Here is a 24,556-nt window from a genome sequence, read left to right on the forward strand (position 1 = left end):
TGCGCCCGGCCTGCGGGCGCGCCTGGCGCGGCGCCGCGGCCTCCATCACCGCCGGGGACCTGGCAACCGCTTCCTCATTATAGGAAGCGGTCCAGGGGCGTCCGGGCTCAGGCCGCGGCCGCCTCGCGGGCGCGCGCCACCTCCTGGTTGCGCAGGATGAAACGCTGGACCTTGCCGCTTGGGGTCTTGGGCAGCTCGGCGACGAACTCGATCTCGCGCGGATAGGAATGGGCGGCCAGGCGCTTGCGCACATGCTGGCGCAGCGCCTCGGCCAGCTCGGGCGTGGCCGCGTGCTGCCGGTCGAGCACGACGAAGGCCTTGATCAGCTCGGTGCGCTCGGGGTCCGGCTTGCCGATCACCGCGGCCTCGACCACGGCCGGATGCTCGATCAGCGCGCTTTCCACGTCGAACGGGCCGACGCGGTAGCCCGAGGTGGTAATGACATCGTCGGCGCGGCCGATAAAGCTGATGCTGCCATCGTCGTTGAGTTCGGCCGAGTCGCCGGTCAGGTAATAGTGGCCGGCGAACGCACTGGTCGGCGTGCCATGGTAGCCGCCGAACCAGCACATCGGCGAGCGCTCCAGGTCCAGCGCCAGCGTGCCGGGCTGCCCGGCGGGCAGTTCGCGCTGCTCGTCGTCGACCACGACCACCCGGTGGCCCGGGCTGGCAAAGCCCGCGGCGCCCATGCGCACCGGGTGCGACAGCGCATGATGGTTGCACAGCACCATGCCGAGTTCGGTCTGGCCATAGTGGTCGTGGATGGGCGCGTCCAGCTCGCTGGCGAACCAGCGGATCACTTCGGGGTTCAGCGGCTCGCCGGCGCTGCTGACCGCGCGCAGCTGCCCGCGCAGTTGTTCCGACACGGCCTGCCCGGCGGCGATCAGCAGCCGGTAGGCGGTGGGCGATCCCGCCAGGTTGGTGATGCCGTACTTGCGGATCACGCGGCAGGTGCTTTCCACGGTGAACGGGCCATCGTAGAAGGTGGTGGCGTGCCCCAGCGACAGCGGCCCCGTCACCGCATAGTAGAGGCCGTAGGCCCAGCCCGGGTCGGCCAGGTTCCAGAAGGCGTCTTCGTCGCGCAGGTCGACCGCGTCGCGCATGTACCCGGCAAACGCGGCAATGGCGTTCAGCGGCACCAGCAGCGGCTTGGCCGGCCCGGTGGTGCCCGAGGTGAACATCATCAGGAAGGGATCGTCGCCGCCGCGCATGACCGGCTCGAAGCTGGCAGGCTGGCGCGCCAGCTCGGCCCAGAAGCTGAAATCGCCGGAAGCTGCGTCCCCGGGCGCCTCGCTGGTGCCGGCCACGGTGACGACCGGCGGCGCGCCCTCCACTTCATCGAGCTTGGGACGGTTGACGGTATCCGTGACCACCACTTTCGCGCCCGAGCTGTTGAGCCGGTGCTCGATGGCCTTGGGACCGAACGCCGTGAACAGCGGCTGGTACACCGCACCGGCGCGCCAGGTACCCAGGATGGTCACGAGCAGCTCGGCCGTGCGCGGCAGCAGCCCCGCCACGCGATCTCCCGGCTGCACGCCCTGCGCCCTCAAAAAGCCGGCAAACTGCGCCGACAGCGCCTGCAGTTCGGCAAACGTCCAGCTGCGCGCGCTGCCGTCGCGGCCTTCCCAGTACAGCGCGATGCGGCCAGCCTCGGCATGGCGGTCGCAGCATTCCACGCAGGCGTTGATCGCATCGAGGCTGCCGTGCAGTTGCCGGGCCACCGCCTCGTCATAGGAAAAGCCGTCGTAGGCCTGGGCGTAGTCGCGCATGGTGTCTCCAGTTTGTCCGGCTCCTGCCTCGGACGCTGCCCGGGACATGGTGCCTGTTATCGTCTGTGATGGTCTGTGATCATCGGTGCCGCGTGGCGCGGCTGCCGCAGCAGTGTGCGGCACTGCCGGGCCGGCGGGCAATAACCGATTCCGCCAGCGCGCCTGACGGTTTTTGCCATGCCCCGGACGCAACGCGCGGTGCGCTTGACGCCATGCGGCCCGGCGCCGACGATACGTGCATCACGGCAAGGAGGGCAGCGCATGTGCACCAACTACGCCCCGGTCCAGCGCCAGATCCTGCGCGACATCTTTGGCGTGGAGCCGCCGCCGGGCGTCTTCAAGGCCGAGACCTATCCCGATTACCTGGCGCCGATCGTGCGCGCTACGGACGACGGCGTGCGGCATGCCGGGCTGGCGTCGTTCGGCATGGTGCCGCGGCAGCGCATCCCGCCCGGCACGCGCCGCTACGACACCACCAACGCGCGCAGCGAAACCGTCGGCGAGCGCCCTGCCTTCGCCCGCTACTGGCGCCAGGGGCAGCTGTGCCTGGTGCCGGCTACGGCGTTCTACGAGTACGCCTACCCCGAGGTCGCGATGCCGGGTGGCCCGCCCGGCAAGCCGGTGCGCTGGCGCGTCTGGCTGCCCGGCGAGCCCGCCTTCGGCATCGCCGGCCTGTGGCGCGGCTGGCCCGATGCGAGCCTGTCCTTCACTATGCTGACGGTGAACTCCGGGCAGCATCCGGTGATGGAGCGCTTCCACAAGCCAGGCGATGAGAAACGTTCAGTGGTCGTCATCCCGCGCGAGCAATGGGACGAGTGGCTTGCCTGTCGCGACCCCGAAGTCGCCCGCACCTTCCTGAAGCTGCTTCCCGCCGCGGCCATGGAGGCAGAACCGGCGCCCAAGATCACCGGCGCGCCGATCCCGGACGCCGACTGACCCGCCTGCAGACGGTGCCAGGCCGATGTAAGTCCGGTTCAAATCCGGTTCAAATCCGGTTCAAGGCCGGCACCAAACGCCGCGAGCCCTCCCTCAAGAGGGTGTCGGACGTTGCGAATGCTGCGCATACTGCCGCGCACACCGGCCACAAGAGCCGACATCCCCGGGTCAGTCCATCATGCAAAACGTCATCGCGTTGTGCGCGTATTTTTTCGGGTTCCTTGTCGCATTACTGTTTGCCGCGCGCTGGATCCTGCGTAACCATCCGGCGCTACGCGAGCGCCCGCCCACCCGGCCGCCTTGCGCTGCCAAGGACGATCCGCCAGGGCCCGGCTGACCAATCTAATCCTGCAGGGCGCCGTGCACCTGGTGATCCTGGCGGCCTACCTGTTCTTGTCGATCGTGCCGTAGCCGGCGCCGGGCCCTTGGCCTGGCGTCTGCGGCGTCTACACTGGAACCTCCCACCGCGAATCCGCGCATGCCTTGCCGCGCACGCACCGGAGAACGCCAATGCTGGAAGTCGCCGTCACCGCCGCCGACCATGCCGTCGGCCCCGATACCGCCAGGGTCACCGTCGTCGAATACGGCGACTTCGAATGCTCCTACTGCCGCATCGCCTACGGCGCCATGAAGATCCTGCTGGAGCACTATGGCCCGCAGGTGCGCTTTGTCTACCGGCACTACCCGATGGCCAACTGGCACCCTTCCGCCGAGCCGGCGGCCGAGTGCGCCGAGGCCGCGGCGGCACAGGATCGCTTCTGGCAGATGTACCGCATGCTCTACGAGCACCCGCAGGGGCTGAAGCCCGACGCCCTGCGCCATTACGCCGGCATGGCCGGCCTGGATCTCGATCGCTACGACAACGACATGTCCACACACCGGCACCTGCCGCACATCCGCGCCGACCAGCACGGCGGCACGCGCTGCCGGGTGCGGGGCACGCCCGCGTTCTTCGTCAACGGCACGGTGCAGGATGTGACCTTCGGCATGGAGCGGCTGCAGCGGGCCATCGATACCGCGCTGGCAGCCTAGCCGGCCGCGTCAGAAGCGGTACGTCACGCTGCCGACCACGGTACGGCGCGCGCCGAAGTAGCAATCGCCGCGTGCCAGGCAGGTGGTCAGGAACTGCTTGTCGAACAGGTTGTTGGCATTCAGCGCGACGCGCAGCGGGCCGTGGTCGTAGGCGATCATGGCGTCGTACAGCGTAACGCCGCCGACGCGGTTCTGGTCGGTGCCGTCATAGCTCGGGCCGACATAGCGCACGCCGCCGCCGGCCACGAAGCCCGGCAGCCCGAACAGCTTGAAGCGGTAATTGGCCCACAGCGACGCCATGTTCGACGGCGTGCTGGCCAGGCGCTTGCCGACCTCGGCGGCGCTGCCTTCGATCACGCGCGCATCCAGGTAGGTATAGGTCGCGATCAGGTCAAGGCGATTGGTCAGCGAGGCCAGTGCCTCGACCTCGATGCCGCGGGTGCGGGCCTCGCCCACCTGCACCTGGTCAGGAATGCCGTTGACCACCCCGGCCGCCTTCCGGTTTTTCTCGCGCATGTCGAACGCCGCCACGGTCAGCGAAGCATTCTTGCCCGGCGGCTGGTACTTGATCCCCGCCTCCCACTGCGAACCGCGCAGCGGCTTGAAGGCCTGGTTGGAGCGGTTGAAACCGGGCAGGCCCTGGAACGACTCGGTGTAGCTGACGTACGGGTTCAGGCCGATGTCCGAGCGGTACATCAGGCCGGCGCGCTTGGTCAGTTCGTTGTCTTCGCGGCTGGCCGCAGGCGTGTTGTCCTGCGCCGCGCGCGACCAGTCATAGCGCAGGCCCAGCATCAGCAGCCACTTGTTCCACGACAGCTGGTCCTGCACATACACGCCGGTCTGGATCTGCTTGCTGGGGTTCAGGTCGCGCGTGCCAGGCAGCGTGAAATTGCCGTAGACCGGGTTGAATACATCCAGCGGCGCAGCGGTGCCGCCTACGCCCGAACGGCCGGTGATCTCGGCATGCTGGTAGTCCATGCCGGCCAGCAGCGTATGGTCGACCGGGCCCGTGCGGAAGTTGCCTTGTGCCTGCGTGTCGACCACGAAGGCATTCAGCGTCGGCTGGTTCAGGTAGACCGTGCGGCGCATCAGCGTGCTGCTGCCGGGCACCCAGCCGTGCGTCGCGCCGGTGAAACCGGCGGCGTAGATGCTGCGGTAATCCACGGTGCTGTGCGAGTAGCGCAGGTTCTGGCGGACCGTCAGCGCATCGTTGACCTTGTGCTGGAACTCGTAGCCGACCGAGGTCTGCTCGGCGTTGTAGCGGTCGTAGCCCGGCTCGCTGATGAACAGGTGATCGGGAATCTGCCCGCCCGGGTTCGGATAGAGCGTGCCGCGCCACGGGAAGAAACCGACCGAGGTCCCGCTTTCGTCGCGCTGGAAATTGGTCAGCAGCGTGAACGAGGTATCGGCATTGGGACGGTACGTCAGCGACGGCGCGATCAGGTAGCGGTTGTCGGGCACGTAGTCCACCTGCGTGTCGCTGTCGCGCGCCAGCGCCACCAGCCGGTACATCCACTTGCCCTCGGCATCGAGCGGGCCGGTCAGGTCAGCCTGCACCTGTTTGCGGTTGTAGTTGCCGAACTGCACGCCGACCTCGCGCGCGGCCTCGGCCTGCGGACGCTTGCTGACGAGGTTCAGGATGCCGCCCACCGCGCCCTGCCCGAACAGCATCGACGACGGGCCGCGCAGCACGTCGATGCGCTCCAGCCCGTAAACGTCGGCGCGCACGTTGTTGTAGAAGCCGACCTGGTTGAGCAGCCCGTCGCGGTACTGCGTGAAGTCCGTGCCGCGGAACTTGCCCCAGTCCCCGCGCGCGTCATTGCCGTACGGCCCGGCATAGACGCCGGCGGTATAGCCGATAGCCTGCTGCACCGACTGCGCACCCTGCGCTTCCATCCGGTCGCGCGTGATCACCGTGATCGACTGCGGCGTCTCCATCACCGGCGTATCGGTCTTGGTCGCGGTGGCGCTGCGCCTGGCAACGAAGCCGTGCACAGAGCCGGTTGCGGTTTCATCCGCGGCAGACGCACGCACGGTCACGGCTGGCAATTCGGCGGCCGCGCCGGAGGCAGCCTGCGGTGTGGCCGCCGACTGGGCAAACACGCCGCCGGCATGCAGGCTCAGGGCCAGGGTGGTCAGCGAAAGGCCGCGGGGAGGCGCCAGCCGGGTAGGGGCAAGGGTTGGCCTGGCCCGGGAGATCGGATTGAAGGACATCACTCAGGAACGGAAATGTAGCGTGGCGTGCACACAGACGCCGGTGGCTTGCCATTGGAAATTCTTAATTGCGAATACGAACAATTCGCAATTAAATTTCGATTGTAGCCTGAATGTGTCAGAGGCGATACATTTTTTCCAGGGATGCCTCAGGAAAAAGCGAAGGCATTTGTGGCACGCCGGCGCTACCCGGCCAGACCGAAAGGCAAGCGGCATCGCATGCCGCCGCGGCGCCAGCCTGTTTTCAGTCGCCCTGCAACCTGCCCAGCAACCGCCGCCCGGCCTCGATCACAGCCGGGTCGCGGTGCATCTGGTAGCGCACGATCATGCCTTCGATGCACAGCATGGCTTCCTGCGCCACCTGTGCTGGCTCGCTCAGCCCGAGTCGCGTGGCGATATCGGCAACGAATGACGCCAGTTCTTGCTTGTGTGCGGCAGCCTGCTCGGCCGCGCGGGCATCGCCGCCGGCCTCGGCGACCACGTTGATGAAGGCGCAGCCGCGGAAGTCCGCGGCGAACCAGTCGGCCAGCGCGTCGGCAATCACGTCCAGATGCGGGCGCGCGGCCAGGCGGGCCTCGACGTTGCCGCGGAACCAGGCCATCCATTCGTCATGGCGCCGCTCAAGGAACGCCGAGATCAGGTCGTTCTTGGAAGCGAAATGCCGGTACAGCGACATCTTGGCCACGCCCGATTCCGCAATGATCCGGTCGATGCCGGTGGCGCGATAACCCTCCTGGTAGAACAGGCGGGCGGCGGTGTCGAGGATGCGGTCGCGGGCGGAGGGGTTGGCCATGGTGGCACGGCGAAAGGTCTGTGAGGGGTATCGGCAAACAGGCCGGCGGCGAGGAAACGCCAGCCGGCCTCGCTACGTCAATACTATGACAGACAGACCTGTCTAGCAATCGTGCGCGCCGGTCACGCCGCAAGCCTGGCCGCCGCGTCGCGCAGCGCCGTGCGCAAGCCTTCTTCCACCACCGGGTGGTAGAACGGCATGCCCAGCATCTGCTCGATGGTCAGGCCCTGCTGGTACGACCACGCCAGCAAGTGCGCAATGTTTTCCGCACGCGGGCCGATCCATTCCGCGCCCAGGAAACGACCGCTCGCCTTGTCCGCGTAGACATGCATCAGCCCGCGGTTCTTCAGCATTACCCGGCTGCGGCCCTGGTCTTCAAAGCTGACTTCGCCGGTGACGAAGCTGCCCTCGGCCAGGTCGGCATAGCGCTGGCCGACCATCGCAATCTGCGGGTCGGAGAACACCACTGCCAGCGGCGCCCGGCGCGACAGCCGCCTTACCTGCGGATAGCTGGCGGCGTTCTCGCCGGCGGCCTTGCCCTCGTCCGCAGCTTCGTGCAGCAGCGGCAGGATGTTGTTGGCGTCGCCGGCGATAAACACCGGCGCATTGCCGCACTGGAGCGTTTCGGGATCGAACACCGGCACGCCGCGCTGGTCCAGCGCCAGACCGGTGTTTTCCAGGCCCAGGCCGCGCACGTTCGGCTCGCGGCCGGTGGCCGCCAGCGCGTAGTCGAAGCGCTCGGTCACGCTGTGGCCTTCGCGGTCGGCATAGGTCACCACCACCTGGTCGCCATCGCGGCCCATTTCGCTGACCCTGGCCTCCGGGTCGAGGTAGAACTCATCGTTGAAGGCCTTGGCGGCATAGGCGCGAATCGCCGGATCGGTCAGCGGCCCGAGCGAACCGCTGACGCCAAGCACGCGCACCCGCACGCCGAGGCGCGACAGCGCCTGCCCAAGCTCCAGCCCGATCACGCCCGGCCCGAACACCACCACGCTGCCCGGCAGGTCTTCCCATGCGAACACATCGTCATTGACGATGAGGCGGTCGCCAAAGGCCTTGAACGGTGCCGGCAGCGCAGGCCTGGAGCCGGTGGCAATGACCACGCGGCTGGCGCGCACGGTCGTGTGGCCGTCCACTTCCAGCGTGGTGTTGTCGATAAAGCGGGCGTAGCCGCGGATCCGGTCGGCTTCCGGGATATTCTCCACGCCGCGCACGACAAAGCCGACAAAGCGGTCGCGTTCGCCGCGCACGCGCGCCATGACCTCGCGGCCGTCGATGCGGACCTGGCCATCCACGTGCACGCCGAACGGCGCGGTGTGGCGCAGTTCGTGCGCGGCCTCGGCGGCGGCGATGATCAGCTTCGAAGGCATGCAGCCAACGCGGGCGCAGGTGGTGCCATACGGGCCGCCTTCGATGATCACGGCGCGCTTGCCGGCGGCAATCGCGGCGCGGTAGGCGGCAAGGCCGGCGGTGCCCGCGCCGATCACGGCGACGTCGGTCTGGATGGTAGTCATGGCGTACGGTTCCTTGGTTGTCATGGCGTGATTCAGGGGTCAATCAACGGGCTGGATGGCACCGCCCCGCCCTTTGCCGGCGAACGCGGGCAAGACGGTGCCATCGGGTCCGGCGACTGCCGGTCCGCGCAAGCGGAAAGGAAGGGATCTGAGCGGCTTAGTTGGCCACTTGGTTGGCCACTTAGTTAGCCACTTAGCTGGCCAGGTACCGCTGCAGCGCCTCGGCGCCGCCGACCAGCTTGCCGTTGATGAAGACCTGCGGCGCGGTCATCTCGCCCGACACGGCGCCCAGCACCTTGCCGCGCACCTTGTTGTCCAGCGGCACGTCGATGTAGTCGAAGCCGTTGTCGTCCAGCAGCTGCTTGGCCTTGGCGCAGAACGAGCAGCCCACCTTCGAGAACACCACCACCTGGTCAGGCTTGCGCGCACCCGGCGCGATGTGGTTCAGCATGGTGTCGGCGTCGGAAACCTTGAACGGGTCGCCCGGCTCTTCCGGCTCGATGAACATCTTTTCGACCACGCCGTCGCGCACCAGCATCGAATAGCGCCAGCTGCGCTTGCCGAAACCCAGGTCGGCCTTGTCCACCAGCATGCCCATGCCCTCGGTGAATTCGCCGTTGCCGTCGGGAATCATGGTGATGTTGCCGGACTCCTGGTCCTTGGCCCATTCGTTCATCACGAAGGTGTCGTTGACCGATACGCACAGGATGTCGTCGACGCCGTGCTTGGCGAACACCGGCGCCAGCTCGTTGTAGCGCGGCAGGTGGGTGGACGAACACGTGGGCGTGAAGGCGCCCGGCAGCGAGAACACGACCACGGTCTTGCCGCTGAACAGCTCGCCGGTGGTGATGGTCTTCCACTCGTTGTCGTCACGGACGCGGAAAGAAACATTGGGAACGCGTTGGCCTTCACGGGATTGCAGCATCGGAATCACTCCTTGGTCTGGGTTCATTCGGTTGTTCGGCTGCGTGTTGCAGCGAAGGCCTCATTCTGTCGACATGGATGTGATTTGTACAATTCATCATTTCAAATGAACTGATTGTCTTTGGCTATTGATACGGCATTGGAATCGGTTATTGCGGCCCGGGGCACACCGCGCGCGCGCATTCGACGCCATATTTCTTCAGCAAACCCCGGCGAGTGCCCTATCATGCGGCATCCAACCTGACACCCTGCTTCGCAATGACCTCAACTTGCCGCCCGCACCACCGGCCGACGCCACGCCGGTGGGCTGCCCTGCTTGCGCTATCGCTGCTGATCGCGCACCCGGGGCAGGCGCAAACCCTGAAGAAGCCGGCGCTGGACGCGCTGGTGAGCAGCACCCGCGCCGCCACGCCGCCCGACCTGCAGGCCTTCATGGCATCCGCCGCCAAGGCCGAGCCGGCGGTCGCCCCGGCCGTCGCCGCCTGGCAGGCCAGGGCGCCGCTGGCTGGCGACAACCTGGTCAATATCGGCCGCCTGCTGGGCGTCTACAACCGCGTCCATAACGAGACGGCGGTGATCGACACCATCGGCAAGATGGTGGCGCTGCGCACCGTGCGCGATGAAAAGATCGCCCAGCACGACAACCCCGCCATCGTGGAGTTCGGCAAGCTGGTGGAAGGCATGGCGCGCGACTTCGGGCTGGCCTACCGCAACGTGGACAACCGCGTGTTCGAAGTCACGCTGCCTGGCGGCGGCAAGGACACCTTCGGCATCCTGACGCACGCCGACGTGGTTCCCGCCGTGGCCGAGGAATGGGTGCTGGACGACGGCACCCGCCTCGATCCGTTCCGGCTCACGCGCGTGGGCGACAAGCTCTACGGGCGCGGCACCATCGACGACAAGGGCTCGATCGCAGCCGTGCTGTATGCGATGAAGACCGTCAAGGAAAGCGGCGTGCCGCTGGAACGCACCATCCGCCTGATGATCGAGACCACCGAGGAGACCGGCGGCGACGGCATGAAGTACTACCGCCAGCACACCACGCTGCCGGAGTACAACATCGTGCTCGACAGCAAGTACCCCGCCGTGGTCGCGGAGAAAGGCGCCGGCACCCTGACGGTCTCGTTCGGCATCAAGTCGGCCGACGGCAAGGCCGAGCGCGGCAAGGCAGACAGCAAGGGCCCCGCCATCGTGGCCATGCGCGGCGCCGCCTCGGCCAATGCCATTCCCGAGACCGCCACCGCGCGCATTGCCGGCGGCGATGCCGCCGCGGTGGCCGCAGCGCTCGAACAGGCGAAGGCGGACTTCGTGCGCCGCAACGCGCCGCGCGGCAAGTTCTCGATCGATGTGAAGCGCGAGGGCGATGAAGTCGAAGTCAAGGTCACCGGCGCCTCCGCGCACGGCTCGCGTCCGGAAGAAGGCGTCAACCCGCTGCCGCGGCTGGCGCTGTTCCTGCAGGCCAGCGGCATGCGCTTTGCCGACAACCACTACCTGAACGCGGTGCGCTACCTGAACGACCTGTACGGGCTTGACTACCTCGGCAACAAGATGGAGCTGGCATATCGCGACACCTTCATGGGGCCACTGACGATGTCGCCCACGCTGGTGCGCGAGCGCGGCGAGTATGTCGACGTGGTCACCAACGTGCGCATGCCGCGCGGACGCACGCCTGATGAACTGGGCGCCCGCATCACCAAGCGCATCTTCGGCTGGGCCGCGACGCACGGGCCGGTGGAGATCAAGTACGACCAGGGCAACTGGATGGCGCGCGACCCCAAGGGCGCCTGGCTGTCGACGCTGCTCAATATCTTCGGCGACACGACCGGACTGGAAGCGAAGCCGGTCGCGACCGCGGGCAGCACCACCGCCAAGCTGATGCCCAATGCGATCAACTTCGGGCCGGCGATGCCGGGCAAGAAGTACACCGCGCACAATGCGCGCGAGTACAAGGAAGTGCCCGACCTGAACCTCGACATGCAGATGTTCACGGAAATGCTGGTGCGGATCGGCAACCTGGACAAGATGCAGTAGCGCTGGGCTGACCCGCAAGCCGCTTGTTTGCTCTCCTCTCCCACAGGGAGAGGGAAGCAAACAACAGCAGTTGGGAAGCAAACAACAGCAGTTCTTCGCTTACAGGCCCAGTTCGCTCAACCCAGGATGCCCGTCCGGGCGCCGCCCCAGCGGCCAGTGGAACTTGCGATCCGCCTCCCGGATCGGCGCATCGTTGATGCAGGCGAACCGGCGCCGCATCAGTCCCGCCTCATCGAATTCCCAGTTCTCGTTGCCATACGACCGGTACCAGTTGCCGGAATCGTCGTGCCATTCATAGGCAAAACGCACCGCGATGCGGTTGCCGTCGTGCGCCCATAGCTCCTTGATCAAGCGGTAGTCCAGTTCCTTCTGCCACTTGCGCTGCAGGAAGGCGACGATATCCGCGCGGCCCTTAACAAACTCGGCACGGTTGCGCCAGGCACTGTCGACGGTATAGGCGAGCGCCACGCGCTCGGGGTCGCGGCTGTTCCAGCCATCTTCGGCGGCGCGGACCTTGGCGACGGCGGAATCGTGGGTGAAAGGAGGCAGTGGCGGGCGGATTTCGGGTTGGGCGGACATCGGCGTTCTCCTGCAAAGCAAAAGGTGGACGGGTTGGCGGCCTGGATCGGCGCTCGAAACGAGTTGCAATGATACAGACCTGTCTCATTATTTGTAGACAGATCTGTCTTGTCAAGGCGATTTCTCGTGCAGAATTCAAAAGCAAGACCCGGAGTGCCACCGCCGGCTACCCGGCCTAAAGTGGGCACCATGCAAGCCAACACCGGAGAACGGCAGTGACGACCAAGCAGGCACAGCGCCACCAGCCACGCGCGATGGCGGTAGGCGGGCCACGCCGCCCCGTGCCGGCCCCGCAGGAAATCGGGCGCCAGCCGCCAGTGCGAGCGCCCATCGGCGCGCGCGTCGATGGCATCGACTGGGCCACGCTGGAACGCGAGCTCGACGCGTACGGCTGCGCCGCCATCCGGGGCCTGCTCGCCGAAGCGGAATGCCGGGCGCTCGCCGCGCGCTACCAGCAGGACGGGCTGTACCGCTCGCGCATCGTGATGGCGCGGCACGGCTTCGGCCAGGGCGAGTACAAGTACTTCGCCTATCCCTTGCCCGACATCGTCGGCGCCTTGCGCATGGCGCTGTACCCGCGCCTGGTGCCCGTCGCCAACCGCTGGAACGCCGCGATGGGCGTCGACACGCGCTTTCCCGCCGTGCACGCGGACTACCTGGCGCGTTGCCACCAGGCCGGCCAGTCGCGTCCCACGCCGCTGCTGCTGCGTTACGGCCCGGGGGACTACAACTGCCTGCACCAGGACCTGTACGGCGAACATGTGTTTCCGTTGCAGGTGGCGGTGCTGCTGTCCGAGCCCGGACGCGATTTCACCGGCGGCGAGTTCGTGATGACCGAGCAGCGCCCGCGCATGCAGTCGCGCGCCGAAGTGGTGTCGCTGCGCCAGGGCGATGCAGTGGTGTTCGCCGTCAGCCAGCGGCCCGTGCAAGGCAGCCGCGGCAGCTACCGGGTCAACCTGCGGCATGGCGTCAGCCGGCTGCATGCGGGCCAGCGCTACATGCTCGGCATCATCTTTCACGACGCCAGCTGAGGATCGACATGCCTGCATCCATGCCAGGGCCGCGCCACAACGCCGGCAGCACCGACAACAAATCCGCCATCGAGAACGACCCGCGCTGGGCGCGCGTGCTGGCGCGCGATCCCGCCGCCGACGGCAGCTTTGTCTACGCGGTCAAGACCACCGGCGTCTATTGCCTGCCCAGCAGCCCGTCGCGGCTGCCGCATCCGGCCAATGTCGAGTTCTTCGACAACGCCTCGGCGGCCGAAGCCGCAGGCTACCGGCCAAGCCGCCGCGCCGCGCCGCCCGCGCTGGCCGCACAGCACGCCGCCATGGTGGCCGACGCATGCCGCCGCATCGAAGCGGCCGATACCTTGCCCGCGCTGCCCGAACTGGCGCGCGCCGCCGGCGTCAGCCCCTACCATTTCCACCGGCTCTTCAAGGCCGCGACCGGCCTGACCCCGCGCGCCTACGCGGCCGCGCACCGCGCCAGCAAGCTGCGCACGCAACTGGGCAGCAGCGAATCGGTGACGGAGGCCATCTACGACGCCGGCTTCGGCTCCAACAGCCGCTTCTACGAGACCGCGGACGCGGTACTCGGCATGACGCCGTCGCGCTACCGCGCTGGCGGCGCCGGCACGGATATCCGCTTCGCCATCGGCCAGTCCGCGCTGGGAGCGATCCTGGTCGCGCAGAGCAAGCGCGGCGTCTGCGCGATCCTGCTGGGCGACGATCCGCAGGCGCTGCTGCAGGATCTGCAGGACCAGTTTCCGCGCGCCAACCTGATCGGCGGCGACGCGCGGTTCGAGCAACTGGTGGCGCAGGTGGTGGGCTTTGTCGAGGCGCCAGCGACCGGCCTGGCGCTGCCGCTGGACGTGCGCGGCACCGCCTTCCAGCAGCGCGTCTGGCAAGCGCTGCAAGAAATCCCGCCGGGCAGCACCGCCAGCTATGCCGAGATCGCGGCCCGCATCGGCGCGCCGCGGGCGGTACGCGCGGTGGCGCAGGCCTGCGCGGCCAACCACCTGGCGGTGGCGATTCCTTGCCATCGCGTCGTGCGCAGCGACGGCGGCCTGTCAGGCTACCGCTGGGGCGTTGCGCGCAAGCGCGATTTGCTTGCGCGCGAAGCAAAAGGCTGAAGCTTGCGCTATCGGGCCGCCGCCAGCTGCACCTTGGCCAGGTAGTCGTGGATCTGCGCCACCACCGCAGCGCCCTCGCCCACCGCGGCCGCGACGCGCTTGGTCGAGCCCGAGCGCACATCGCCGATGGCGAAGACACCCGGCACGCTGGTCTGCAGCGGATAGGGCACCGCCGCCGCGCAGCCAAGTTCGCCGCCTCCGGTGCGCACAAAGCCCTTGTCGTCGACCTCGACATGGCAGGTGCGCAGCCAGCTCGCGTTAGGGTCCGCGCCGATGAACAGGAACAGGTGGCGCACGTCCATATCCACCGGCGTGGGGCTTTCGCCCGGCGCGTCGTAGCGCACCCGAGACAACCAGCCATTGCCCATCAGCGCGGTGATATGCGCATGGGTATGCAGCGTGACATTGGGCAGCGAACCGATGCGGTCGATCAGGTAGCGCGACATGGTCGCTGCGAGCCCGGGGCCGCGCACCAGCATATGCACGTGCGCGGCATTCGACGCCAGGTAGACCGCGGCCTGCCCGGCCGAGTTGCCGCCGCCGACCAGCATCGCGGGTTCGTTGCGGCACAGCTTGGCCTCCACCGGCGAGGCCCAGTAGTAAACACCGCGCCCTTCGAAACGCTCCAGTGACTCGATGCCGGGCCGGCGGTATTGCGCGCCGGTGGCGATCACCACCGTATGGGTCGGGATCATGCGTCCGTCGACCAGCTCCAGCCGGATCGGGTCGGTGCCGCAATGCAGGGCCTTCACTTCCAGCGGGATGGCGATATGCGCGCCGAACTTCAGCGCCTGCACGAAGGCGCGTCCGGCCAGCGCCTGCCCGGAGATGCCGGTGGGAAAGCCCAGATAGTTCTCGATGCGCGCGCTGGCGCCAGCCTGGCCGCCAGGCGAGCGGCAGTCGATCACCGCGACCGACAGCCCTTCGGATGCCGCATACACCGCTGTGGCCAGGCCAGCCGGCCCCGCGCCCACCACGACCACGTCATAGACATGGTGCGGGTCGAACTCCGGCAACAACCCCAGGCATGACGCCAGCTGGCCCTCGTCCGGCGCGCGCAGCACGCGGCCGTCGGGGCAGATCACCAGCGGGAAGTCGCTCGCGGGCGCGTGGGCGTACTCGAGCAGCAGCGAGCAGTCGCCGTCCACGTCCATGTCGATCACGGTATGCGGGTAGCCGTTGCGCCGCAGGAACGCCTGCAGCGCCAGCAGCAGCGGCTCGGTGCCGTGGCCGACCAGGACCGGTCCGCTGCCGAACTCGATCAGGCCGACGCGGCGCAGGATCAGCGCGCGCATGATGCGCTCGCCCAGCTCGGCCTCGGCCACCAGCAGCGCGCGCAGGCGCTCGGGCGTGATTGCGTAGCCGTCGGTGTCGCTCAAGGCGACGCCGTCGACCAGGGCCGGCCGGCCGCTGAGCGTGCCGACCTCGGCCAGGAAGTGGCCAGGTCCCTGTTCAGTGATCGTGTGCTCGCGTCCCAGCCCGTCGCGGCGCACGATGCGCACGCAGCCGCTGGTGACGAGGTACATGCCACGCCCGGTCTGGCCGATCGAGAACAGCTTCTCGCCGGCGCGCCAGCGCTGCGGCGTGCCGAAGCGCTTCACCCGTGCCATGTCTTCGGCGCCAAGCTGCGGGAACATCTGGTGCCAGCGCGACTCCAGAGTGGAGTACGGCGCTTCCAGGCCGGCGCCGTCGGACGTTGCGCCCGCTCCGCCAGCCTCGCCATCGGTGGCACCCGTTGCCATCGCTTCCGCCTGTGAAATCGCCATGTTGGCCCCCCAGTAGTCGGTACGCGCGCAGCCGGTGGCAGCGCGGCCTATCGATATTAGACGGCACGCCGCAGAATGCGAGGGACGAACCAGGCGCAAACCGCGGCGCGGCAGCGCCGGCATGGCATAGTTGCGCCTGGCGCTGCCTTGCGCTTGAATGGGAGCGCGCCGCCAGGCCGGCAGGCGCCGCCCGAGTCCAACCCAGAGTCTTGATGCAACCCGATTCCGTCTCCGACGCCAGCCAGCCTGGCGAACGCCCCGCCCGCCCCGCGCCGCGGCCCCTGTCAGCCGTGGAAGGCCGCGTGCTCGGCGTGCTGGTGGAAAAACAGCACACCGTCCCCGACACCTATCCGCTGTCGCTCAATGCCCTCGCCTCCGGCTGCAACCAGAAGACCGCCCGCGCGCCCGTCATGAACGTGAGCGAGCCCGAGATCCTCGACGCCATCGACGGGCTCAAGCACCTGAGCCTGGTCTTCGAGGGCAGCAGCAGCCGCGTGCCGCGCTTCGAACACAATATGCAGCGCGCGCTGGCCGTGCCGAGCCAGTCAGTCGCGCTGCTTGCAATGCTATTGCTGCGCGGGCCGCAGACCGCGGCGGAATTGCGCCTGAACACGGCGCGCCTGCACGCGTTTGCCGATATTTCGGCGGTGGAGGGGTTCCTGGATGAACTGGCCGAGCGCGAGCCGCCCTTCGTGGTCCGGCTGGCGCGTGCGCCCGGCGCGCGCGAGCACCGCTGGATGCACCTGCTGGGCGGCGATGCGGGGCTGGAAGCCGCGCAGGAGGCGGCTTACGGCGGCGGCCAAGGTAGTGCCGACGCGGGCGCCGGGACTACCGGCGAACTTGCCCAACTGCGCGCGGAACACCAAGCGCTCTCGGAGAAGGTCGCGCGCTTGCAGGCCCTCGTCGACCATATGGCCGGCCAGCTCGGGATTGCTCCCGACGAATTCCTGGAATAGCGCACCCAGAACTTTCCGCGTCCCGGCATGCTCTGCCGGGGCCCCGGGTACTGCCAGCGAGGATCCTCCTGAGGCCAGCCGTGCCTGAAGTTGTGGAAAATTTGCGCCTGGCGGTTAATTGCATTATTCAGGCACAGAACGCCGACGTGACGGACCGGCGCTTCGGGGACACCATCATGCCGAGCCGGTCCGGTGTCGGTTATGCTTTTGCCAGGGTCGCGACACGCGAGCCGACATGCAAGGGGAGACAGCGCGGACGCACCGCGCCATCACGACAGCCATGGACAAGACAGCCTTCGTATTTGCCGGCGGCGGCAGCCTCGGCGCAATCCAGGTCGGCATGCTGCGCGAGCTGGTGGCATGGGGCGTGACGCCCGACATCGTCATTGGCGCCTCGGCAGGCGCGATCAACGGGGCCTATTTCGCCTGCAACCCAGGCGTTGCCGGCGCCGGCCAGCTGGACCAGTTGTGGCGCGGCATCCGCCGCGCCGACATCATGCCGTGGGGCTGGCGCAGCGTGCTCGGCATGGTCGGGCGCAGCCGCGGACACCTGGTCGAGTCGGCGGGCCTGCGTGCGCTGCTGGCGCGGCATTTCGGGCCGCGCCGGCTGGAAGCGGCCGAGCTGCCCCTCCACGTGGTCGCGACCGACATGAACAGCGGCGATGAGGTGCTGCTCTCGCGCGGCAACATCGTGGATGCGGTGCTGGCCAGTGCCGCCATTCCCGGCGTGTTCCCGCCGGTGCAGTTCGAAGGCCGCACGCTGATCGACGGCGGCGTGGCCAACAATACCCCCGTATCCACCGCGGTCGCCCTCGGCGCCACCCGAGTGATCGTGCTGCCCGCGGGCTTCACCTGCGCCGAGCGCCGGGCGCCGCGCGGCGCGCTGGAACATGCCTTCAATGCGCTGTCGCTGCTGGTGGCGCGCCAACTGGTGAACGACCTGCAGCACTTTGCCGACCGGGCGCATATCAGCGTGGTGCCCCCGCTGTGCCCGCTCGATATCTCGCCCTACGACTACACGCGCTGCGGCGAACTGATCGACCGCGCCGCCGCCACCACCGCCCGGTGGCTGCAGGCCAAGGGCCTGGAGAGCCGACATGTCCCGGGCGCGCTGCACGTGCATTCGCACGACGACGCGTCGCCCAGCTGCAGCACCGATATCCCGGCGGCCGCTCCGCACTGACGGCGCCCCCTGGGGGCAGGCTCCGGCACGTTGCTACAATGGCCGGCATGCCGTCCCAGACCGAGCGCAGCGCGAGTACCCGCCAGGGGCCCTGATCGAAGCCGCCGCAGCCTTGCTGATCGAGCAAGGCTATGCGAGGGCTTCAGGGCAGCCGCGCCAGCAACCGGTCGCGCCAAGTGGGTGGCAGCGCCAGCCGTCCTTGCGTTCCCGCGGCCGGGGACGCGTAAACCAGCGCCTGGCCATCCCAGCTCACGTGGATCGGACCGACGCTGGTGATGGTGCGGTGCGCCAGCAAGTGCTCGCGCCCGTCCCTACGCCCATCGCCCCGCCCTTCGCCATACACGCGCAACAGCAACCGGTCATGGCGCAGGTAACAATATTCCGCGGCGTAGCGCACAGCCGCATCCACCGCCGGCAGGTGCCGGCAGTTGTGGGCACCGGCGCGCTCCCATGCGCCGTGCCCATAGACAATCGCCGTCCAGATGGCGCCGAGCGCGGCCAGCCGGCCAATGGCAACGCGGGCCAGGCGCTGCGCCCGTTCGCGGCGCCCCTCGCGTGTGGCCAGCACCTGCAAGATGGCGCGGCCGGAAAAGAACGACAGCAGCAGCAGGGCCACCGCAGCCAGGTGGAAATAGAAGGCCGATTCCGGCAATGCCGCCAACGCATGGTTCATGACCCGTCCCCGGAAAATGCCGGCGACCAGCCAGGGAAAATCTGGCTGGAATTGCCGCGCCAAAATCCTTCCATACCCACCCGGAATGAATCGGCGGCATTCATTACCGGATATCCAGAATAACCAGCCACCGTCAATCCAGCATAATCAAGCGGCGCGCCTGCGCCAATCCGGTAAATCACCGTGCCTGATAATCACATCAACTGGCCTGGCCTTATGTCCTGGCCGCCAGAGCCGCCAGCAACTCAACCAGGCGCGCGCAGGTCGGTTCGAAAACCGCGCGGAGTGCCATCACCGTGCCGGCATCGCCGCCGCGGGCGGCGTCTTCCATGCGTTGCGCCAGCCCGCGCAGCGAGTCGCAACCGACATAGTGCGCAGACGATTTCATCCGATGTGCGATGCTGCCGCACGTTTCCAGTTCGGTGCCGGCGGCGCGCAATTGTGCCAGGTCGTCCTGCGCCGACGTCACCAGCGCCTGCAGCAATTCGGCTGCGAACCCCTTGTCGCCGAGGGTCTGCGCGGCAATCGCAGCCGGGATCGCAGCCGCCTCGTGCGCAGGGAGCGCAATGTAATGGCGCTCGGCCAGCATGGCAAGAATCGCCGCTTCGGTTGTAGGCACCGGCAATCGGGCCACGAAGGCACCATGGTCCGCCGGTTTCCCGGGCGGTACCGCGACCGCGCACAGCGCGCCGGCGGCATGCCAGCCTTCCAGCAGCGTGGGCGGCACGGGCGCGCCCGGCCCCGCGATGACCAGCCCGGCCTTGCCGGCCGATGCCTGCGCAAGTGCCGAACCCGGCGCGGCGAGGTGCGGTGCAAACCCCAGCCGCTGCAGCAGCGACGCCACGCTGGCGGCCCACTGTCCGTCGTGCAGGGCGGCAATCAGCAGCGCGCAGTTCATGGCAACTCCCTGGGCAATGCGAATGAAACCAAGCCCGCCATGCTAGCCGATCGCAATATGGTGGCGCCGCGCAAAATCGATGACATCCACGATCGAGCGCGCCCCCAGCTTTTCCATAATCCGCGTCTTGTGGGTGCTGACAGTCTTATTGGAAATAAACAGGACTTCCCCAATCTCCTTGTTGCTCATCCCTTTCGCCAGCATTTGCATGATAATCAGCTCCTTGTCCGACAGGCTGGCCAGGCGCAATGCCTCATCGCCGAACTCGGATTTTCCGCCCTCGAGTTCGGGCATTACCGTGTAGCCCGCCAGCACCGATTCGGCGCAGCGCACGATTTCCGAAATCTCCTGGGTCTTGCTCACGAAGCCATGCGCGCCCGCCTGGCGCGCGCGCGGGGCAAAGGTATTCTGGTCCTGGCCCGAGATCACCAGGATGCGCACGCCCGGATGCACGGCCTTGAGGCGGGGAATCACGTCAAGGCCGTTGATCTTCGGTATGTCCAGGTCGAGGATCACCACGTCGGGCGCACACTGCCGCACGATTTCCACGGCGGCCTGGCCATTGTGTGCTTCCAGTACATGCGTGACGCCCAGCACCTGGGACAAGTGGGTCTTGAGGACGACTCGCACGGGCGGATGATCGTCGACGATCAGGATAGTGGCCACTGCATTTACTCCATTGCAAACTTTTCTGTGCCTTCGCGAAGGGCGCGAAGAAGTCAGGCGTTGCAGAATTGTGCGCAGCATTTGCCCACGAATACACCTGAAGATTCCGAGGCGTGAAAGGAATCTTCCTATCTTCGTGAGCGGGCAAGCGGGTTGTGCTGATTGTCCTATGCCGGCCCGTGTTTCGGTCGCGAGCGATGCCGCATGGATGGAGCGCGTAGGCATTGCGGTTGGCAGGGCGAATCATAGCGCCGCAATCACACTCGCAATGTGCAGAGAGCGTCGCCGGACATGCATAACTTCGGCGTGGGCGCACACTAAATCCCCGCTGCAGGCCCGCCCTTGGCAGCGCGTTAGGCACTGTCGGCACTCGAATCGGAAATTTCCACAGGCATTTTCGGCATTGTCTGAATGAGGTGGTGCAGCGTGGCTCATAGAGTGAATACCAGCCGCATTTTCCTGGTTCGCCTTGCCCCGCCTGTCCTGCCTTTCCCTCCTTTCCTGCTTGCCGGTCCGTTCGAAATCCCCCAGCACGGCATGCCGCGCCCCATCGCCACCCCGCCACGCCATTGCCGTGTTGCATCGTTGGGCCGCGATGGTCCTGTTCGCTTTCTCGACCGGCGCCGTGGGCCAGACCATGGCGCCGCTGCGCGCCGCGTCGCCTGCCCATGAACGCCTGTACGGCTGGGCCGCGATGCTGTTCTGCGGCCTCAGTGCATGCCTGCTGGCATGGATCGCCGTGCTCCATCGCGAGGTTCGCCGGCGCCGCGCGGCCGAGAGCGCGCTGAACGACCATATAGCGATCCAGTCGGCGCTGCTTGACGGCATTCCGCAGCCGGTCTACCTGCGCGATGCCTCGCTGCGGCTCATCACCTGCAACCGCAGCTACGAGGAACTCGTCGGCGTCACGCGCGAGCTGCTGCGCGGCCAGCCGCTCGATGCGCCGGGCCATGCGCATCCCATCGTCACCGACATGGCCGAGCTGGCGCGCGACTACCGCAAGGTCCTCGACGATGGCGCGCCGCTGCGAAAGGACCGTTGCCTGCAACTCGACGGGCGCAGCCATCATGTGCTCAACTGGATTACGCCGCTGCGCGGCGCCGACGGCAAGGTCAAGGGCCTCGCGGGCGGCTGCGTCGACCTGACCGAACGCCACGACATGCTGGCCGAACTGGCACTCGCCAAGGCCGAGGCGGAAGCCGCCAACCGCGCCAAATCCACCTTCCTGGCTTCGGTCAGCCATGAGATCCGCACGCCGATGAACGCGATCACCGGCATGCTGGAGCTGACACTGGCGCAATGCCAGCTGCCTGACCGCGACCGCCTGCAGCTGGTGACCGCGCATCAGTCGGCGCTCGGCCTGCTGGCGCTGATCGACGACATCCTGGACTTGTCAAAGATGGAGGCCGGCAAGTTCAGCGTCCACCCGGCGCCGGCATCGCTGCCGGCGCTGGTCAACGACACCCTGCTGATATTCGGTCCCGTGGCCGAGCAGAAGGGATTGACGCTGACCGGCGAAACCGGCGCCGGCGTCGCGCCGCTGCACCAGGTCGACGGCCTGCGCTTCCGGCAAATCCTGGGCAACCTGGTGTCCAACGCCGTGCGCTTTACCGACCGCGGGACGATCCATATCCAGCTCGAAGCCGAGCCGGCCGAGGACGGCAAGCAAGGCGTGACGCTGACTGTTACCGATACGGGCATCGGCATACCACCGGCGGCGCAAGCGCGGCTGTTCGAGCCGTTCGCGCAGGTACACGACCAGTCGCGCGCGCACGCAGGCGGCACCGGGCTCGGCCTGGCGATCTGCCGGCGCCTGGCGAGCGCGATGGGCGGACAGATTGCGCTGGCCAGCCAGCCGGGCCAGGGCACGCGCGTGACGGTGTCGTTGCCGCTGGCGCTGGCCGACGCCGTCGCTGCCGAGCCGGCGCAGCCGGTGCCAATGCCGGGCTGCGCGCGCTGCCATGCCCGCATCCTGGTGATCGACGACCACGCGCCCAACCGTCTGCTGCTGCAGCGCCAGCTGGAGTACCTGGGCCACCATGTGGCTACCGCGAAGGACGGCCGTGACGGGCTGGCCAGGCTCGATGGCGCAGTGTTCGACGTCGTGGTCTGCGACTGCGCGATGCCGGTGATGGACGGCCTGGCGTTCGCGCGTGCGGTGCGGGGCCGTGATGACGCGGTCCGCGACGTGCCCATCGTCGGCTGCACCGCCAGTGCCGTGGCGGAAGACCACGCCGCCGCGCTGGCTGCCGGCATGAATGCGGTGATCGTCAAGCCGGTGGGCCTGCAGGATCTGGACGAAGCGGTGGCACGCGCCTGCAGCGGCCGCCTTCCGCCGCCGCGGCCGTCGATGACGGTGCATGCGGTGCGATCCGAGCCGCCCGCCGAAGATGCGCCGAACGCCGGCAAGCCCGGCTCCTGTGCGGCCTGGTGTGCCGTTTGCCGCGCAATGAACGTGGCGTGCGACCGGATCGACACGGTCCCGGAGTAACGGGAACCCATCCGGTTTCAGGCTTCCACCGGCACGGCGCTGGTGCACTTGATCTCGTCCAGGCAGACGCTGGACTTGACCGCGCTGACGCCCGGGATGCGCATCAGCGTATCGAGCAGGAAGTCAGACAACGCCTTCAGGTCCTTCGCGACCACCTTCAGCACGTAGTCGATATCGCCGGTCACGGAAAAGCACTCCTGGATCTGCGCCAGTTCCGCCACCAGCCGCTTGAAGTTGGACAGCTCGCGGATATGCCCGCGCTCCATCGTCACGTGGATAAAGGCAACGACACCCAGGCCGAGGGCAGCGGCATCCAGCCGCGCTTCGTAGCGCTTGACCAGCCCGGCCTCTTCCAGGCGGCGGTGGCGCCGCAGCGTTTGTGCCGGAGACAGCGCAATTGCCTCGGCCAGCTCCAGGTTCGAGGCGCGCGCGCGCTCCTGCAAGACCGCCAGCAGTCGGCGATCGGTACGGTCCAGCTCGATCGTTTGCACTTTGATTTCCTCACTTCAGAGATTCAAGCAATTTGATTTCATAAGCTAGGGTTTCCCTGCGTGGCTAACGAAATCCAATTTTGCTGGGCAGAATATACACTGCATCCCAAGCCAGCGACATAAAGCCAGCGCCAAGACCAGGTACGCCGGCATGACTGGCGGCGGCGCCACCCGATCCTGGCAGCGTCGCCACTGCAATAATATTTCCCGACTGACCGGTTCTGAACGCCCCCCATGACCATGAACCTGCCTTCCCAGCCTGGCACGCCAGGCGCCAGCGCCAACGGCGCGGAGCGCTGAACCGGAATCCCGATCTTCGGCGCGCGCCCGTCCTGCCCGACGGCACTCTGCGGGCGCCGCACCGATCCAATCATTAACCTCCCCTTAGTTTCCCCTTAGTGAGAAAGCCATGGCCGACCTGTTTGACAACCCGATGCAACTGATGGGCTTCGAATTCGTGGAATTCGCCTCGCCCACCCCTAATGTGCTCGAGCCGCTGTTCGAGCAGATGGGCTTCACGCTGGTGGCAAAGCACCGCTCCAAGGACGTGGTGCTGTACCGCCAGGGCGAGGTGAACTTCATCGTCAACCGCGAGCCGCACAGCCACGCCGCCTACTTTGCCGCCGAGCACGGCCCGAGCGCCTGCGGCATGGCCTTCCGCGTCAAGGATTCGCACAAGGCCTATGCCCGCGCACTGGAACTGGGCGCGCAACCGGTGGAAATCCCGACCGGCCCGATGGAACTGCGCCTGCCCGCGATCAAGGGCATCGGCGGCGCGCCGCTCTACCTGATCGACCGCTTCGAGGAAGGCAAGTCGATCTATGACATCGACTTCGAGTTCATCGAGGGTGTCGACCGCCACCCGGTCGGCCACGGCCTCAAGCTGATCGACCACCTGACGCACAACGTCTACCGTGGCCGCATGGCTTATTGGGCCAACTTCTATGAAAAGCTGTTCAACTTCCGTGAAATCCGCTACTTCGACATCCAGGGCGAGTACACCGGCCTGACCTCCAAGGCCATGACCGCGCCGGATGGTAAAATCCGCATTCCGCTGAACGAGGAATCGTCCAAGGGCGCCGGCCAGATCGAAGAGTTCCTGATGGCCTTCAACGGCGAGGGCATCCAGCACATCGCCTTCCTGACCGACAACCTGATCGAGGTCATCGACAATCTGCAGCTCGCGGGCGTGCCGCTGATGACCGCGCCGAACGACTACTACTACGAAGCGCTGGACACGCGCCTGCCCGGCCACGGCCAGCCCGTCGAGCAACTGAAGTCGCGCGGCATCCTGCTGGACGGCACCACGGAAGGCGGCAAGCCCCGCCTGCTGCTGCAGATCTTCTCCAAGACCGCGCTGGGTCCGGTGTTCTTCGAGTTCATCCAGCGCCGCGGCGACGAAGGCTTCGGCGAAGGCAACTTCAAGGCGCTGTTCGAGTCGCTGGAACGCGACCAGATCGAGCGCGGCACGCTCAAGGTCGAGGCCTGACCGGATCGGCCTTCACTGAC

Annotated in this window: 20 protein-coding genes; 9 read left to right on the plus strand and 11 right to left on the minus strand. The window is 67.3% G+C overall.

Annotated features, from left to right (window positions below):
- Positions 1-107 precede the first annotated feature (107 nt).
- On the minus strand, positions 108-1,766 hold the full coding sequence (locus ACAD63_RS28275) for an AMP-binding protein (RefSeq protein ID WP_434034112.1): 1,659 nt from the start codon (positions 1,764-1,766) through the stop codon (positions 108-110).
- A 261-nt stretch (positions 1,767-2,027) separates the two neighbouring features.
- Between ACAD63_RS28275 and ACAD63_RS28280 the strand changes: the two genes are divergently transcribed.
- Positions 2,028-2,702: an SOS response-associated peptidase gene (locus ACAD63_RS28280; protein WP_195427452.1), complete on the plus strand. Its 675-nt coding sequence runs from the start codon at positions 2,028-2,030 to the stop codon at positions 2,700-2,702.
- 510 nt (positions 2,703-3,212) lie between these two features.
- Positions 3,213-3,734, plus strand: a complete 522-nt coding sequence (locus tag ACAD63_RS28285; RefSeq protein ID WP_135703872.1) for a DsbA family protein — start codon at positions 3,213-3,215, stop codon at positions 3,732-3,734.
- Positions 3,735-3,743: 9 nt separating this feature from the next.
- On the opposite strand, the gene ACAD63_RS28290 is transcribed toward ACAD63_RS28285, so the two are convergent.
- From ACAD63_RS28290 to ACAD63_RS28305, 4 genes are all read right to left on the minus strand, one after another.
- On the minus strand, positions 3,744-5,948 hold the full coding sequence (locus tag ACAD63_RS28290) for a TonB-dependent siderophore receptor (protein WP_135703871.1): 2,205 nt from the start codon (positions 5,946-5,948) through the stop codon (positions 3,744-3,746).
- A 244-nt stretch (positions 5,949-6,192) separates the two neighbouring features.
- Positions 6,193-6,741, minus strand: a complete 549-nt coding sequence (locus ACAD63_RS28295) for a TetR/AcrR family transcriptional regulator (protein ID WP_135703870.1) — start codon at positions 6,739-6,741, stop codon at positions 6,193-6,195.
- 122 nt (positions 6,742-6,863) lie between these two features.
- Entirely contained in the window at positions 6,864-8,255 is a 1,392-nt protein-coding gene (locus ACAD63_RS28300; RefSeq protein WP_434034113.1) for a dihydrolipoyl dehydrogenase, read from the minus strand.
- 193 nt (positions 8,256-8,448) lie between these two features.
- Positions 8,449-9,180 carry a glutathione peroxidase gene (locus ACAD63_RS28305; protein WP_135703868.1) on the minus strand — a complete coding sequence of 244 codons (732 nt, stop codon included), beginning with the start codon at positions 9,178-9,180 and terminating at the stop codon, positions 8,449-8,451.
- 257 nt (positions 9,181-9,437) lie between these two features.
- Between ACAD63_RS28305 and ACAD63_RS28310 the strand changes: the two genes are divergently transcribed.
- A complete protein-coding gene (locus tag ACAD63_RS28310; protein WP_434034114.1) occupies positions 9,438-11,210 on the plus strand; it encodes a dipeptidase in 1,773 nt (590 codons plus the stop codon).
- Positions 11,211-11,309: 99 nt separating this feature from the next.
- Here the strand turns inward: ACAD63_RS28310 and ACAD63_RS28315 are convergent, their stop codons facing one another.
- Complete coding sequence (locus ACAD63_RS28315) at positions 11,310-11,789, minus strand: DUF1348 family protein (protein ID WP_133093316.1); 480 nt, start codon at positions 11,787-11,789, stop codon at positions 11,310-11,312.
- A 254-nt stretch (positions 11,790-12,043) separates the two neighbouring features.
- Between ACAD63_RS28315 and ACAD63_RS28320 the strand changes: the two genes are divergently transcribed.
- Entirely contained in the window at positions 12,044-12,820 is a 777-nt protein-coding gene (locus ACAD63_RS28320) for a 2OG-Fe(II) oxygenase (protein ID WP_434034665.1), read from the plus strand.
- 8 nt (positions 12,821-12,828) lie between these two features.
- Positions 12,829-13,923 (plus strand): bifunctional DNA-binding transcriptional regulator/O6-methylguanine-DNA methyltransferase Ada, encoded by a 1,095-nt coding sequence (gene ada, locus ACAD63_RS28325; protein WP_240745776.1) that lies wholly within the window; start codon positions 12,829-12,831, stop codon positions 13,921-13,923.
- 8 nt (positions 13,924-13,931) lie between these two features.
- Here the strand turns inward: ada and ACAD63_RS28330 are convergent, their stop codons facing one another.
- Positions 13,932-15,689, minus strand: a complete 1,758-nt coding sequence (locus ACAD63_RS28330; RefSeq protein WP_135703866.1) for an FAD-dependent oxidoreductase — start codon at positions 15,687-15,689, stop codon at positions 13,932-13,934.
- Between the two features lie 212 nt (positions 15,690-15,901).
- Here ACAD63_RS28330 and ACAD63_RS28335 point away from each other — a divergent pair, with 212 nt between their 5' ends.
- Together ACAD63_RS28335 and ACAD63_RS28340 are read left to right on the plus strand one after the other, a co-directional pair.
- Complete coding sequence (locus tag ACAD63_RS28335; protein ID WP_135703865.1) at positions 15,902-16,645, plus strand: YceH family protein; 744 nt, start codon at positions 15,902-15,904, stop codon at positions 16,643-16,645.
- A gap of 280 nt (positions 16,646-16,925) precedes the next feature.
- Complete coding sequence (locus ACAD63_RS28340; protein WP_135703864.1) at positions 16,926-17,828, plus strand: patatin-like phospholipase family protein; 903 nt, start codon at positions 16,926-16,928, stop codon at positions 17,826-17,828.
- 142 nt (positions 17,829-17,970) lie between these two features.
- Here ACAD63_RS28340 and ACAD63_RS28345 read toward each other — a convergent pair whose 3' ends face one another.
- The 3 genes from ACAD63_RS28345 to ACAD63_RS28355 form a co-directional block, all read right to left on the minus strand.
- Positions 17,971-18,501, minus strand: a complete 531-nt coding sequence (locus ACAD63_RS28345) for a hypothetical protein (RefSeq protein WP_135703863.1) — start codon at positions 18,499-18,501, stop codon at positions 17,971-17,973.
- A gap of 214 nt (positions 18,502-18,715) precedes the next feature.
- Complete coding sequence (locus ACAD63_RS28350) at positions 18,716-19,399, minus strand: Hpt domain-containing protein (RefSeq protein WP_135703862.1); 684 nt, start codon at positions 19,397-19,399, stop codon at positions 18,716-18,718.
- 42 nt (positions 19,400-19,441) lie between these two features.
- On the minus strand, positions 19,442-20,065 hold the full coding sequence (locus ACAD63_RS28355) for a response regulator (RefSeq protein WP_434034115.1): 624 nt from the start codon (positions 20,063-20,065) through the stop codon (positions 19,442-19,444).
- Positions 20,066-20,639: 574 nt separating this feature from the next.
- On the opposite strand from ACAD63_RS28355, the gene ACAD63_RS28360 reads away from it, so the two are divergent.
- A complete protein-coding gene (locus tag ACAD63_RS28360) occupies positions 20,640-22,556 on the plus strand; it encodes a PAS domain-containing sensor histidine kinase (protein WP_240745775.1) in 1,917 nt (638 codons plus the stop codon).
- 17 nt (positions 22,557-22,573) lie between these two features.
- On the opposite strand, the gene ACAD63_RS28365 is transcribed toward ACAD63_RS28360, so the two are convergent.
- Positions 22,574-23,047, minus strand: coding sequence for an Lrp/AsnC family transcriptional regulator (locus tag ACAD63_RS28365; RefSeq protein WP_063240375.1), 474 nt, complete (start codon positions 23,045-23,047; stop codon positions 22,574-22,576).
- 409 nt (positions 23,048-23,456) lie between these two features.
- Here ACAD63_RS28365 and hppD point away from each other — a divergent pair, with 409 nt between their 5' ends.
- Positions 23,457-24,536, plus strand: a complete 1,080-nt coding sequence (gene hppD / locus ACAD63_RS28370; protein ID WP_133093322.1) for a 4-hydroxyphenylpyruvate dioxygenase — start codon at positions 23,457-23,459, stop codon at positions 24,534-24,536.
- The last annotated feature ends 20 nt before the right edge of the window (positions 24,537-24,556 follow it).

The sequence above is a fragment of the Cupriavidus sp. a3 genome, from assembly GCF_051015765.1.
Taxonomy (GTDB): Bacteria; Pseudomonadota; Gammaproteobacteria; order Burkholderiales; family Burkholderiaceae; genus Cupriavidus; species Cupriavidus oxalaticus_A.